This is a genomic window from Streptomyces sp. NBC_00287 (assembly GCF_036173105.1).
Lineage (GTDB): Bacteria > Actinomycetota > Actinomycetes > Streptomycetales > Streptomycetaceae > Streptomyces.
Map to the genome: position 1 here is coordinate 1,507,158 of NZ_CP108053.1, position 12,582 is coordinate 1,519,739.

Below are 12,582 nucleotides of genomic sequence, written 5' to 3' on the forward strand. Positions count from 1 at the left end.
ACGAGGATGGACCGCATGTCAGAGACCAAGAGCCCGCTGCCCCGCGAGGTCGCCGACGCCTATGTCGACGACCTCATCGCCCTCGATCCCGTGACCGGTACCTATCTCGGCGTGAAGGAGAGTTCGAGCAGACTGCCCGACCTTTCGCCCGCGGGCCAGGAAGCGCTGGCGGAGCTGGCCCGGGCGACGCTGGTGCGGCTCGACGCGGCCGAGCGGCAGCCCGGCGCGGACAGTGACATCGAGCGCCGGTGCGCACGCCTGCTGCGCGAGCGGCTGACCGCCGAACTCGCCGTGCACGAGGCCGACGAGGGCCTGCGCGCGGTCGGCAACCTGGCTACCCCCGCGCACTCCGTGCGGGAGATCTTCGCCATCACCCCGGCCGACACCGAGGAGGACTGGGCCGCCCTCGCCGAGCGGCTGCGCGCCGTGCCGGCCGCACTGGCCGGCTACCGCGAGTCCCTCGCGCTGGGTCTGGAGCGCAAGCTGTACGCGGCACCCCGCCCGACCACCACCTTCCTGGATCAGCTCACCGAGTGGGCGGACACCGGTGAGGGCCGGGGCTGGTTCGAGGACTTCGCCGCGGCGGGCCCCGAGGCAATGCGCGGTGAGCTGGACAAGGCCGCCCGCGCGGCGACCGGGGCCGTGGTGGAGCTGCGGGACTGGATGCGGGACGTGTACGCGCCTGCCGTCGAGGGCGCCCCGAACACCGTGGGCCGGGAGCGCTACGCCCGGCTCTCGCGCTACTTCAACGGCACCGACCTCGACCTGGACGAGGCGTACGCGTACGGCTGGTCCGAGTTCCACCGTCTCCTCGGCGAGATGAAGCGGGAGGCGGAGAAGATCCTCCCCGGCGCCGAGACGCCGTGGGTGGCGCTCGCGCACCTCGACGACCATGGCCGGCACATCGAGGGCGTCGACGAGGTGCAGACCTGGCTCCAGGGCCTGATGGACCGGGCGATCGAAGAGCTGGACGGCACACACTTCGAACTCGCCGAACGGGTGCGGAGGGTGGAGTCCTGCATCGCCCCGCCCGGCGGCGCCGCGGCCCCCTACTACACCGCCCCGACCGAGGACTTCTCCCGTCCGGGCCGCACCTGGCTGCCGACGATGGGGTCGACCCGCTTCCCGGTGTACGACCTGGTGTCGACCTGGTACCACGAGGGAGTCCCGGGCCATCACCTCCAGCTCGCACAGTGGGTGCACGTCAAGGACAGCCTCTCCCGCTACCAGGCCACCATCGGCCAGGTCAGCGCCAACTGCGAGGGCTGGGCGCTGTACGCGGAGCGGCTCATGGACGAACTCGGCTTCCTCGCGGACGCGGAGGAGCGGCTCGGCTATCTGGACGCGCAGATGATGCGCGCGACCCGGGTCATCGTCGACATCGGTATGCACCTGGAGCTGGAGATCCCGGCGGACTCGCCCTTCCACCCGGGTGAGCGCTGGACGCCGGAGCTGGCCGAGGAGTTCTTCGGGGCGCACAGCAGCCGCCCGGCGGAGTTCGTCAAGAGCGAGCTGACCCGCTATCTGACGATTCCGGGCCAGGCGATCGGCTACAAGCTGGGCGAGCGGGCCTGGCTGCTGGGCCGCGAGAAGGCGCGCGAGCGCCGGGGCGACGCCTTCGATCTCAAGGCCTGGCACATGGCAGCGCTCTCGCAGGGCTCGCTGGGCCTGGACGACCTGGTCGACGAACTCGCCCAGCTCTGACCCTTGTTGAGCGGCGGCAGCCGATCACCTGACCAATGGCCCGGTCCGCCTCGTCTGAGGCGGACCGGGTCGTCCGGCATGCACCGACGCTGTACTACTCGGCCAGTCGCCGGAGTTGGACCAGCCCGAGCCAGGTCTCCGGGCCGGGCCGGGACCAGGCCGCGCGGACCGCGTACGGGCCCGGGGCCAGGGCGACGCGCAAGGGGTCGGCCTGGCCGGTCTCGGTGCCCGGCCAGGCGGAGTCGAAGAGCAGCACCGGACCCGGCACCTTCCAGCGCATCTCCTCGCCCCACTCCGCGGTGGCGAGGGCGGCCGGTACGCCGGAGAGGAGGTCGGCCTCGGAGTCGGCGGCGCACCAGCGTACGAAGGTGCCGTGGTCCGGCAGATAGGCGGTGGAGGCGGGCTCGTCACCGAGGACCAGGGCGGCGCTGTCCCCGACGGGGAGCAGGCCGACGGGGCCGTCCAGCTCGCAGGCCCGGTCGTAGTCGGAGGCGGTCTCGTCGCCGTCGGCGCCCGCCCAGAACGGCAGCACCGTCTCCGGCACCGCTATGAGCGGCCCGCCGCCCGACTCCACCCACTGCACCCTGTGTCGCACCATGGCGCAGAAACCTACACGCACAGCCGACGCACAAGTTCGGTGTCCCCGGCACCTATTCGTAGGCGCTGTCAGCAGCCGCAGTCCTCGCTGTCCACCGGCGTGACCAGCGCATCGCCGGCGCGACGGGCGGCGCCCTCCCAGGTCTCGTACGCGAGGCCCTCGCGGGCCCAGTACTCGAAGCCGCCGAGCATCTCCTTGACCTGGAAGCCGAGTTCGGCGAGGGCGAGGGCGGCACGGGTGGCGCCGTTGCAGGCGGGGCCCCAGCAGTACGTCACGACGGGCACGGACTTGTCGAGGAGCTGCTCGGCCTGCTCGGGAATGAGCGCGGTCGGCAGGTGGATCGCGCCGGGGACGTGGCCCTGGTCCCAGGATGCGGTGGACCGGGAGTCCACGACCACGAAGCCGGGGTCGCCGTCAGCGGCAAGCGCGGCGGCCACGTCGGACACGTCGGCGTGGAAGGCGAGGCTCGCGCGGAAGTAGGCGGCGGCCTCGGCCGGGGCTGCCGGGGCCACGCCCAGGACGGGGTGGACGGCGGTGGCGATGCTGCTCATGGTCTGGCCTTTCTGCATGGGCTCCTTATGGCCAAAAATCTAATCCTGAAGATCAACTACCTGAAGAGGTGATCCCCGGCACTCCTCTTGATCGGCCGGGGATTCCCCTGTTAGCTCTCGCCATGACCACGTATTCACCGGACGCCACCGACTGGCGCATCCTCGATGTCCTCCAGCGCGAGGGCCGGGCCAGCTTCGCCGAGCTGGCGCGGGCCGTGTCGATGTCCGCGAGCGCGGTCACCGAGCGGGTGCGCCGGCTGGAGGAGGCCGGTGTCATCCAGGGCTACTCCGCCGTCGTGGCCCCGGAGCGGCTGGGCCTGCCGATCCTGGCGTTCGTACGGCTGCGCTACCCGACCGGCAACTACAAGCCGTTCCACGACCTGGTCGCGGCGACGCCGGAGATCCTGGAGGCCCACCATGTCACCGGCGACGACTGCTTTGTGATCAAGGTCGCCGCGCGCTCCATGCGGCACCTGGAGGAGGTGTCCGGAAAGATCGGGACGCTGGGCTCGGTCACGACCAGCGTCGTCTACTCCTCCCCGCTCCCCCGCCGCCCGCTCGGTCAGTGACCGCGCTGCCGCAGCGTCGACCCGGATCTTCCCTTCACGACCTCCAGCTGGGCGTGGATGCGCCGCCGCAGATCGGCGACATGGCTGACGATGCCGACGCTGCGGTCGCGTTCCCGCAGGGAGTCGAGGACGTCGAGGACCTCGTCGAGGGTCTGGTCGTCGAGGCTGCCGAAGCCCTCGTCGATGAAGAGGGTGTCCAGACGGACCCCGCCGGCCTCGTCGGTGACGACGTCCGCGAGGCCGAGGGCGAGCGCCAGCGAGGCGAAGAAGGTCTCGCCGCCGGAGAGCGTCGCGGTGTCTCTCTCGCGCCCGGTCCAGGCGTCGACGACATGCAGCCCGAGCCCGCTGCGGCCGCGTCCGGCGCGGTCGTCGGAGTGGACGAGGGTATAGCGGCCCGACGACATACGCCGCAGCCGTACGGTTGCGGCGGCGGCCACCTGCTCCAGGCGCGCGGCGAGGACATAGGACTCCAGGCGCATCTTGCGCTCGTTGTCCGCCGAGGTGCCCGCGGTGAGCCCGGCCAGGCGGGCCACCCGGTCGTACTGGGCGCGCAGCGGAGCGAGCCGCCGTACGCCCGCCACCGACCGGGCGGAGAGGCGGTCGAGTTCGGTGCAGCGCCGGGCGGCGGCGTCCCGTGCGGAGGCGGCCTCGCGCAGCCGTCGGCCCGACTCCGCGGCGGCCGCTTCCGCCGCGGCGACATCGACGGGCGCCCGCTGAGCGGCGGCCGCGGTGTCGGCCTCGGCGAGCACGGCGCGCACGGCGGCTTCCTCGGACTGCCAGGCGTCCAGGCGCCGTTGGAGTTCGCGGTGGGCCGTGTCGTCGAGCAGGGCGTCGGCGGCGGCCTGCGGGGTGTCGAAGCCGGCCCGGAACGCGGCGTCCGCGAGGCGCGCGTCGGCGTCCTTGAGCCGCTGGGCGCTGTCCTCGGCGGCGCGAGCGCTGTCGGCGGCGTCGGTGAGCAGCGCGACCTGGCGTTCCAGCTGGGCCGAGCGGGCGGCCACACTGTCCAGGGCGCCGCGCGCCTCCGCCAACTCCACTTGCAGAGCGGCCCGTTCACGGTCCAACCGCTCTCGGTGGCCGACCCGTGCGGCGGTTCTCACCTCCGCCTGCTGCCGGGCCGTGGTGCGCCGCTCGTGTTCCTGTTCGGCGCGGCGCAGTTCCTCGTGCGCGGGGTGCAGCGCGGAGGCGTCCCGGCGGGCCTCGGTGAAGAGCCGCTCCAACTCCGCGACCTCGTCGGCCAGTTTTCCGGTGGGGGTGTCACCGGCCTCGGCGGTGGCGGCGGCCAGCGCCTCGCGGACGACGCCGAGGTGCCGCTCCCGCTCGGCCTGGCGTTCCTCCGCGGCCTGGTAGGCAGCAAGGGCCTGCTCCTCGGCCTCGCGGTCGACGTGTCCGGCGTCCTTGCGGGCGGGCTCGGGGTGTTCGGTGGCGCCGCAGACGGCGCAGGGTGCGCCGTCGGTGAGCTGGGCCGCGAGTTCGGCCGCGATGCCGTTCAGACGGCGCTCCTTCACCTCCAGCCAGTGCGCCTTGGCGGTCAGCGTTTCCTCCTGCGCGCGGCGGGCCCGGTCGGCGGCGGTGTCGGTGTCCCCGGCCAACTGGTCGCGCATCCGGGCCGCCTTGAGCCGCTTGGCCGCGGGGTCCCGCTGGACGGCGAGCTGTTCGGCGCGGGTGGCGGCCTCCTGGGCTGTGTCGATCCGCGTCTGCAGTCCCGCGCGGGTCGCGTCCCACCCGGCGAGCCAGGACTCGGCCTCCTGGAGGACGTCTTCGTCGGCCCGCTCCTGGCGGTCCAACCCCCTGCGCTCTTCGGCCAGTTCACCCAGCCGCAGCTCGGCCCGCCGGGCCGACTCCAGCCCGCCCAGCTCCTCGGCGGCCCGGCGTGCGGCGGCCGCGAGCCCTGCGGCACCGGCGTCGGCGAAGGTGCCCGGCAGCAGGCCACACGCGCGTGCCCGAGCGGCGGCAGCCCGTCGGTGTTCCGCGTCGGCGGCGTCCCGCAGCTCCAGGGCGGGCGCCACCGCCTCGGCCTTGCGGGCCCGCTCCATCCGCGCCTGTGCCTCGCGGTGACCGCCGGCCCGCTCCTGAAGTACCCGCGCCCGCTCCCCCGCCTCGGCGAACCTCCGCTGCAACCGGGCGGTTTCGCGTACGTCGGTCAGCGCTCGCTCCGCCGCGGCCTGGGCGGACTCGGCCGCGGCGAGGCGGCAGTGGGCGACGGTCAGCTCCTCGCGCGCGGTGCTCCGGGCCACGGCGGCGGCGCTCAGCACGGTCTCGGCGAGCCCCGGTTCGCCCGGCGTCAGCTCGGGCAGCTCCATGGCGCCGCCCGCCGCCTGCTGCATACGGTGCGCGTCGGCCAGCAGCGCGGCGTCGCCCTCGCGCACCTCCGCCTCGGCCGCCCGCCGACGCTCCGCGAGGCGCTTCTCCACCTCGGCGAAGCGGTGCGTGTCGAAGAGCCGGCCGAGCAGTCGGCCGCGCGCTTCGGCGTCGGCACGCAGAAAGCGGGCGAAGTCGCCCTGGGGCAACAGGACGACCTGGCAGAACTGTTCGCGGCTCATGCCGAGCAGCTGCGTGATCTCCTCGCCGATCTCCTGGTGGGAGCGGCTGAGGTCCTTCCAGGCGCCGGTTGTCGCGTCGTGCTCGCGCAGCCAGCTCTGCGCTTTATCGACAGTCGTCCCCGACCGGTTGCCCTTCTTGGGGCGCTCCCAGGGCGGCTGCCGGGTGATCTCCAACCGGCGTCCCGCGACGGTCAGTTCGAGGGTGACCGTCGTCCGAGTGCCCGGCGCGGCGTGGTCGCTGCGCAGGGTCAGCCCCTGACCGCTCTGCCGGGCTCCGGGCACCGAGCCGTACAGGGCGTAGCAGACGGCGTCCAGGACGGAGGTCTTACCGGCGCCGGTTGGACCGTGCAGCAGGAACAGTCCGGCCGCGGACAGATCATCGAAGTCGACACTCTGGAAACCGCCGAAGGGCCCGAAGGCCGTGACATCGAGTCGGTGCAGCCTCACCGCGCCACCTCCCGCACCACCGCGTCCGCCCGCACCCCGTCGAAGGCGTCCCGCAACACGCCCTGCTCGTCCTCGTCCGGTCCGGCGCCGCGCACATGGGCGACGAAGTCCTCGGCGATCTGCTGGTCGCTGCGTCCCGCCAGCCGCCTGGCGTAGGACACGTCCGGGTCGTCCGGGGCCCGGTCGGGGTCGAAGACGAGGCTGAGGGTGTGCGGGAAGCGCTCGGTGAGCCGGGCCATGGGGTCGGCCGGGCGGACCGCGTCGGTGAGGGTGGCCTCGACCCACGCGTCCTCGTGCCGGGCGAGGGCGGGATCGGCGAGCAGCTCCTCCAGCGGCCCCCGGATCCGGGCCAGCGCGCGCGGGGCGGGGCAGTCGATCCGCTCGGCAGTCACCGCACCCTCGGCGTCCAGGTCGACCAGCCACATGCTCTTCCTGTGATCGGCCTCCGAGAAGGAGTACGCCAGCGGGGAGCCGGAGTAGCGCACACGGTCGGTGATGGTCTGGCAGCCGTGCAGATGCCCGAGCGCCGTGTAGTCGACGCCTTCGAAGACGCCGGCCGGCACCGCGGCCACCCCGCCGACGGTGATGTCCCGCTCGCTGTCGCTGGCCTCGCCGCCGGTGACGAAGGCGTGCGCCAGGACGACGGAACGGGTGCCCCGCGCGCGTGCGGCGAGATCGGCGCGGACACGCTCCATGGCGGCGGCGAGGACGGCCTCGTGGCCCGCCTTCTCCACCCCGAACTCGTCCTTCACCAGGGCGGGTTCGAGATACGGCAGACCGTAGAAGGCCACGTCGCCGAAGGCATCGGCCAGGACCACCGGAGTACCGCAGACCGCGGGCTCGGTCCGCAGGTGGATGCCCGCCCGGTCGATGAGGCCCGCGCCCACGCCCAGTCGGCGGGCCGAGTCGTGGTTGCCGGAGATCATCACCGTGGGCACACCGAGGTCGGCGAGCCGGTGCAGGGCGTCGTCGAACAGCTCCACGGCGGCGAGCGGCGGCACCGCGCGGTCGTACACGTCTCCGGACACGACCACCGCGTCCACCTCGCGCTCGCGCACGGTGGTGACGAGCCGGCCGATGAACTCGGCCTGGGCGCCGAGCATGTTCACGCGGTGGAACGCCCGGCCCAGGTGCCAGTCGGAAGTGTGCAGGAGCCTCATGATCCCCGAAGACTAACGGCCGGGTCTGACATCACGGGCGGTTACTCCCGTATCGACCGTCATGTCCCCACCGGAGCTTGCCCGTTATGACCGGTTCGTCATGCGTCGCCGTATGCCTCGCCGCCCAGTTCAAAACCGGCGGTTCCGGCCGTGGCGTCGGCGAGCCAGCCCCGGAAGGCGTCCACGTCGGCGTCCGGCAGGCCGATCTCGATGGTGACGGCCTCGCCGTAGCGCACGTCCCGTACTTCGCGTCCGGTGGCGCGCAGATCGTTCTGGATCTTGCCGGCCCGCTGGTGGTCGACGGTCACGGTGGCGAGGCGGAAGCGGCGGCGGGTGATCGTGCCCAGGCTGTCCAGGGCCTCACCGACAGCGCCGCCGTAGGCCCGGATGAGGCCGCCCGCGCCGAGCTTGACGCCGCCGTAGTAGCGGGTGACGACGGCGACGACGTACCGCATGTCGCGGCGCAGCAGCATCTGGAGCATGGGGACGCCGGCGGTGCCGCCCGGTTCGCCGTCGTCGCTCGCCTTCTGGATGCCGGCGTCGGCGCCGATGACGTAGGCGTAGCAATTGTGGGTGGCGTCCGCGTGCTCCTTGCGGACGGCCGCGAGGAAGTCCTGGGCCTCCTGCTCGGTGGCCGCCGGGGCGAGGGCGCACAGGAAGCGGGAGCGGTTGACCTCGGTCTCGTGCACGCCCGCGTGGGCCACTGTGCGGTACTCGTCCTGCATCCGGCCAGCCTATGTCAGGGGCCGTCAGCGCTTCTTTCCCCGGGGCACGGTGAACCAGGTCAGCAGCGCGGTGCCGGGAGCGAGCGCGCTCCAGGCGGTGCCGCGCCAGGCCAGGACCGCGACGGCGGAGGTGGGGAACTTCACCCGGACCTGCTCCAGCGCGTCGTCGAGGCTGTCCCCGGCCAGCTCGACCACCAGCTCCTCCAGGCCGGGGTTGTGCCCGATCAGCAGCAGCGTCTCCACCTCGGCGGGCGTCGCGTGCACGGTGGCGAGCAGCTCCGGGACCTCGGCCGCGTACAGCTGCGGGTCGTAGCGCACCGGCGGTGGAGTGCCCCATTCGGCGGAGGCCAGTTCCCAGGTCCGGCGGGCGCGTACGGCGGTCGAGCACAGGGCGAGGTCGGGCAGCAGGTCGGCCTCGGCCAGCGCGCGTCCGGCGGCGGGGGCGTCCCGCAGGCCACGCGGGGCGAGGGGGCGGCGGTGGTCGGCGACCCCTTCGGGCCAGGCCGACTTGGCGTGCCGCAGCACGATCAGGCGGCGCAGCGGGCCGGTCCCGGCGCGCGCGATCATGCCGGGGATCCCAGGTCGCGGGTGAGGTCGAGGCCGAGCAGCCGATCGGCGTAGGCAAAGGTCTCGAAGCGGGCGCCGTCCGGCAGCTCCGGTTCGGTCTCGACCCGGGCCAGCAGCCGCAGTACGCCGGGCACGTCCAGGTCGTCCTCCCAGGCCCCGCGCAGTTCCGTGCGCACATCGTCGGGGATGGGCCGCGAGGGGTGCCGCGCCCAGGCGGCGACCGCCTGCCGCCAGCGTACGAGGGTGTCGTGGGCCTCGTTCAGGGCGGCCGTGTCGAGCCGTACCGGCCGGTCCCGGGGCGGGGTGAGCAGGGCGAGGCGGAGGGCGACGGGGTCGGCGCCCGCGAGCGGCGCGGGCGACACGGCGTGGACGGGCGCAACCGCGACACGGACGCCGTCCGGGGTCGGGCCGTCCTCCGGCACGACATGGATGACCTGTTTCTCACCGAGCCCATGGCCGACCTCTCGGCTGTCCTCCAGGGGCCGGATTCCGAGGGCCGCGGCACCGGCCCGCAGCTCGGGCTGGTCCCGTTCGCCGTGGAGCACGGCCCAGACCGGGGTGCCGCCGAGTTCCAGGGCGCGCACGAGGAGATCGGTGACGAGGAGCACGCGCAGAGCGCCGGTGTCGAAGCCCGGCGCATGGGCCTCGACGCGAGTCAGACCACGCCGGGCGAGCACGGCGTCGACGGGGACGCCCGTTCGGGCGTCGATGATGCGCAGCACTCCCCGAGCCTAGGCGGGCGCGCGCCCGGGCGCAGCACACGGCGCGGTTTCCGGACAGCGGTCGGCCCCGAGATGCCGATTCCACACAGCCCTCAGCGCTCATCCCTCAGCCCTCATCCCTCATCCCACCGTCCCGAGAAACCGCACATGGGCCCTGCGCCCGTCCCCCTCCCGGCTCACCGAGGCCCGCACCCCGTACACCTCGGCGATCAGCTCCTCGGTCAGCACATCACCAGGAACACCGCCCGCCACCACTCGCCCCGCGCGTAGGACGACGATCCGGTCGCAGTACATCGCGGCGAGGTTGAGGTCGTGCAGGGCGACCACGGTGGTGACCGGGAGGCTGGTCACGAGGGTGAGCAGGTCGAGCTGGTGGTGGATGTCGAGGTGGTTGGTGGGTTCGTCGAGGAGCAGCTCGCGGGGTTCCTGGGCGAGCGCGCGAGCGATCTGCACCCGCTGGCGCTCACCGCCGGACAGGGTGTGCCAGGGCTGCTCCGCGCGGTCGGTGAGGCCGGTGCGGTCCAGGGCGGCGCGCACGGCCCTCTCGTCCTGTGCCGAGGCGGGCGTCCAGGCGCGGCGATGGGGGACGCGCCCCAGTCGCACGACGTCCAGGACCGTCAACTCGACCTGGGTGTCGACCTGTTGCTCGACGACGGCGAGACGCCGGGCGATCTCCCGGCGGGGCCGTGCGGCCAGCGGTTCGCCATCGAGGGTGACGACTCCGGCCGTGGGGCCGAGCAGCCCGGCGAGCAGCCGCAGCAGGGTGGACTTGCCGGAGCCGTTGGGGCCGAGGAGGCCGACGGTAGTGCCGGGTTCGGGCACGAGGGTGACGCCGTCCAGGATCAGCCGCCCGTCGGCCCGGCGGCTCACACGGTCCGCGCGCAGGCTCATCGCACCCTCCGCGTCCGATACAGCACCGCCACGAAGGCGGGCACTCCGATCAGCGAGGTCACGACGCCCACGGGCACCTCCTGGGGGTCGAGAACGGTACGGGCCAGGGTGTCGACCCACACCAGGAACACCGCGCCGGCCAGCGCGGCGAGCGGCAGCAGCCGAGTGTGGCCGGGGCCGACGAGGGCGCGGGCGGCGTGCGGCAGGACCAGGCCGACGAACCCGATGGCACCCGCCGAGCTGACCAGCGCGGCCGTGAGCAGGGCGGTGACGCACAGCAGCACCAGACGGGTGCGGGCGACCGACACCCCGAGGGCGGCCGCGGCGTCCTGTCCGAAGGCGAAGGCGTCGAGGGTGCGGGCGTACGACAGACAGACCGTGAGCGCCACGGCCAGTACCGAGAAACACACCCACACATCGGTCCAGCCCGCGCCGCCGAGCGAGCCGAGGAGCCAGAACAGCACCCCGCGCGTGGTCTCCGCGTCGGCCGCGGTCATCACCACGAAGGAGGTGAGCGCGGAGAAGAGCTGCATGGCGGCGACCCCGGCCAGCACGACCCGGTCGGTGGTGCCGCCCAGGGTGTGGCTGAGCAGCAGCACCAGCGCGAAGGAGACCAGCGCGCCCACGAACGCGCCCGCGGGGACGGAGATCGCGCCGCCCCCGACGCCGAGGACGACCACGACGACCGCTCCGGTCGAGGCGCCCGAGGAGACGCCGAGGACGAACGGATCGGCGAGCGGATTGCGCAGCAGCGACTGCATCACCGCCCCGCACACGGCGAGCCCGGCCCCGCACACCGCCGCGAGAAGCGTGCGCGGCAGCCGGAGCTGCCAGACGATGCCGTCCCGGATCGGCGTCAACTCCGAGCTGCCGAGGCCGAGATGGGCAAGGACGGTGGACCAGACGTCGGCGACCCGGATGTCGGCGGGCCCGATGGTGATCGCGACGGCGAGGGAGCAGCACAGCAGGACAACTCCGGCGGCGCCGAACAGGAGGGTGCGCCGGACACTCACCCCGCGAGCCCGAACTCACGCAGTGCGGCGGCGACTTGTTCCACGCCCTCCACCGTGCGGATCGTCGGGTTCATCGCCTGGCCGCTGAGCAGGACGTACCGCTTGTGCTTGACGGCGTCCATGTTCTTGGTGACCGGGTCGGACTCCAGGAAGGCGATCTTCTTGGCGGCGGATTCGGCGGTCTGCGACTTGCGGGTCAGGTCGCCGATGACGAGCACGTCGGGGTTGCGGTCGGCGACGGTCTCCCAGTTGATCTGGGGCCACTCGTCGTGCGTGTCGTCGAAGACGTTCTTGGCGCCGAGGGCCCGGGTCATGACGCCGGGGGCGCCGCAACAGCCCGCCATGTACGGCGACTCGGCGTTGGCGAACCAGTACAGAAGGGTGACGTCCGAGGCGTCGATGCCCGAAGTGGCCTTCGCCATCCGCTCCTTGAGGGAGGCGACGAGCTCCTCGCCCCGCTGCTTCACCCCGAACACGGCGGCCAGATCCCGTACTTCGCCGTAGATGTCGTCCATGGTCAGCGGAGTGGTCCGCGCCCCGTCGCCGTCCCCGGAGTTGTCCTTGCCCGCGCTGTCGGACGGGGAGACATAGGTCTGCACGCCGAGCTTCTCGAACTGTTCACGGGTGGCGACTCCGCCCTTGCCGAGGGTGGAGACGAAGGAGGCGGCGACGAAGTCGGGGTCGGCCTCCAGGACCCGCTCGTAGGAGGGGTTGTTCTCGGCTATGCGCGGGACCTCGGCGTTCGCCTTCTTCAGCCCCTTCATCACGGGGTCGGTCCAGGTGGCCGTCCCCGCCATGCGGTCGGCGAGGCCGAGGGAGAGCAGGATCTCGGTGGTGCCCTGGTTGAGGGAGACGGCGTGCGTGGGTGGTTGCTCGACGCGGACGGTGTGTCCGCAGTTGTCGAGGGTCACGGCGGCCTTGGCGTCGGTCGTGGAAGCCTGGTCCGCGCAGCCGGTCAGCAGCAGGCCGGTGGCCGTGAGCAGGGCAGCGGGGCGGGCGAGACGTGCGATGGGCACGGGTGCGGTTCCTCAGTCGTCGAGGGCTCGAACGCGGAGCCCGGTCGTACGGTGCTCCCCCGCCGTCAGCCGACCGCGG

At 73.1% G+C, this 12,582-nt stretch carries 12 protein-coding genes; 2 read left to right on the forward strand and 10 right to left on the reverse strand.

What is annotated here, in order from left to right:
- Positions 1-15: 15 nt before the first annotated feature.
- Positions 16-1,704 (forward strand): DUF885 domain-containing protein, encoded by a 1,689-nt coding sequence (locus OHT76_RS06795; RefSeq protein ID WP_328869842.1) that lies wholly within the window; start codon positions 16-18, stop codon positions 1,702-1,704.
- Between the two features lie 94 nt (positions 1,705-1,798).
- On the opposite strand, the gene OHT76_RS06800 is transcribed toward OHT76_RS06795, so the two are convergent.
- Together OHT76_RS06800 and OHT76_RS06805 are read right to left on the reverse strand one after the other, a co-directional pair.
- On the reverse strand, positions 1,799-2,302 hold the full coding sequence (locus tag OHT76_RS06800) for an immunity 21 family protein (RefSeq protein WP_328869843.1): 504 nt from the start codon (positions 2,300-2,302) through the stop codon (positions 1,799-1,801).
- A gap of 68 nt (positions 2,303-2,370) precedes the next feature.
- Positions 2,371-2,871, reverse strand: coding sequence for a rhodanese-like domain-containing protein (locus OHT76_RS06805; protein ID WP_443049729.1), 501 nt, complete (start codon positions 2,869-2,871; stop codon positions 2,371-2,373).
- A gap of 104 nt (positions 2,872-2,975) precedes the next feature.
- Between OHT76_RS06805 and OHT76_RS06810 the strand changes: the two genes are divergently transcribed.
- Positions 2,976-3,422 carry an Lrp/AsnC family transcriptional regulator gene (locus OHT76_RS06810; protein ID WP_328869844.1) on the forward strand — a complete coding sequence of 149 codons (447 nt, stop codon included), beginning with the start codon at positions 2,976-2,978 and terminating at the stop codon, positions 3,420-3,422.
- Here OHT76_RS06810 and OHT76_RS06815 read toward each other — a convergent pair.
- The 8 genes from OHT76_RS06815 to OHT76_RS06850 form a co-directional block, all read right to left on the reverse strand.
- Entirely contained in the window at positions 3,416-6,409 is a 2,994-nt protein-coding gene (locus tag OHT76_RS06815; RefSeq protein WP_328869845.1) for an SMC family ATPase, read from the reverse strand. The two genes, OHT76_RS06810 and OHT76_RS06815, sit on opposite strands and share 7 nt — an antisense overlap.
- Complete coding sequence (locus tag OHT76_RS06820; protein ID WP_328869846.1) at positions 6,406-7,569, reverse strand: exonuclease SbcCD subunit D; 1,164 nt, start codon at positions 7,567-7,569, stop codon at positions 6,406-6,408. The genes OHT76_RS06815 and OHT76_RS06820 overlap by 4 nt, the downstream gene beginning before the upstream one ends.
- A 98-nt stretch (positions 7,570-7,667) precedes the next feature.
- Positions 7,668-8,294, reverse strand: coding sequence for a YigZ family protein (locus tag OHT76_RS06825; RefSeq protein WP_328869847.1), 627 nt, complete (start codon positions 8,292-8,294; stop codon positions 7,668-7,670).
- Between the two features lie 24 nt (positions 8,295-8,318).
- Entirely contained in the window at positions 8,319-8,861 is a 543-nt protein-coding gene (locus tag OHT76_RS06830) for a SixA phosphatase family protein (RefSeq protein ID WP_328869848.1), read from the reverse strand.
- A complete protein-coding gene (locus tag OHT76_RS06835) occupies positions 8,858-9,583 on the reverse strand; it encodes a hypothetical protein (protein ID WP_328869849.1) in 726 nt (241 codons plus the stop codon). Before OHT76_RS06835 ends, OHT76_RS06830 begins: the two co-directional genes overlap by 4 nt.
- A gap of 120 nt (positions 9,584-9,703) precedes the next feature.
- Entirely contained in the window at positions 9,704-10,474 is a 771-nt protein-coding gene (locus OHT76_RS06840) for an ABC transporter ATP-binding protein (protein WP_328869850.1), read from the reverse strand.
- Positions 10,471-11,487, reverse strand: coding sequence for a FecCD family ABC transporter permease (locus OHT76_RS06845; protein ID WP_328869851.1), 1,017 nt, complete (start codon positions 11,485-11,487; stop codon positions 10,471-10,473). The genes OHT76_RS06840 and OHT76_RS06845 overlap by 4 nt, the downstream gene beginning before the upstream one ends.
- On the reverse strand, positions 11,484-12,503 hold the full coding sequence (locus OHT76_RS06850; RefSeq protein WP_328869852.1) for an ABC transporter substrate-binding protein: 1,020 nt from the start codon (positions 12,501-12,503) through the stop codon (positions 11,484-11,486). The genes OHT76_RS06845 and OHT76_RS06850 overlap by 4 nt, the downstream gene beginning before the upstream one ends.
- Positions 12,504-12,582 lie beyond the last annotated feature (79 nt).

What these genes read in the sequence shown, in the direction of transcription:
- OHT76_RS06795 (WP_328869842.1), top strand. Translation starts at nt 16, where the DNA reads ATGTCAGAGACCAAGAGCCCGCTGCCCCGCGAGGTCGCCGACGCCTAT.
- OHT76_RS06800 (WP_328869843.1), bottom strand. Translation starts at nt 2,302, where the DNA reads ATGGTGCGACACAGGGTGCAGTGGGTGGAGTCGGGCGGCGGGCCGCTC.
- OHT76_RS06805 (WP_443049729.1), bottom strand. Translation starts at nt 2,871, where the DNA reads ATGCAGAAAGGCCAGACCATGAGCAGCATCGCCACCGCCGTCCACCCC.
- OHT76_RS06810 (WP_328869844.1), top strand. Translation starts at nt 2,976, where the DNA reads ATGACCACGTATTCACCGGACGCCACCGACTGGCGCATCCTCGATGTC.
- OHT76_RS06820 (WP_328869846.1), bottom strand. Translation starts at nt 7,569, where the DNA reads ATGAGGCTCCTGCACACTTCCGACTGGCACCTGGGCCGGGCGTTCCAC.
- OHT76_RS06825 (WP_328869847.1), bottom strand. Translation starts at nt 8,294, where the DNA reads ATGCAGGACGAGTACCGCACAGTGGCCCACGCGGGCGTGCACGAGACC.
- OHT76_RS06830 (WP_328869848.1), bottom strand. Translation starts at nt 8,861, where the DNA reads ATGATCGCGCGCGCCGGGACCGGCCCGCTGCGCCGCCTGATCGTGCTG.
- OHT76_RS06840 (WP_328869850.1), bottom strand. Translation starts at nt 10,474, where the DNA reads ATGAGCCTGCGCGCGGACCGTGTGAGCCGCCGGGCCGACGGGCGGCTG.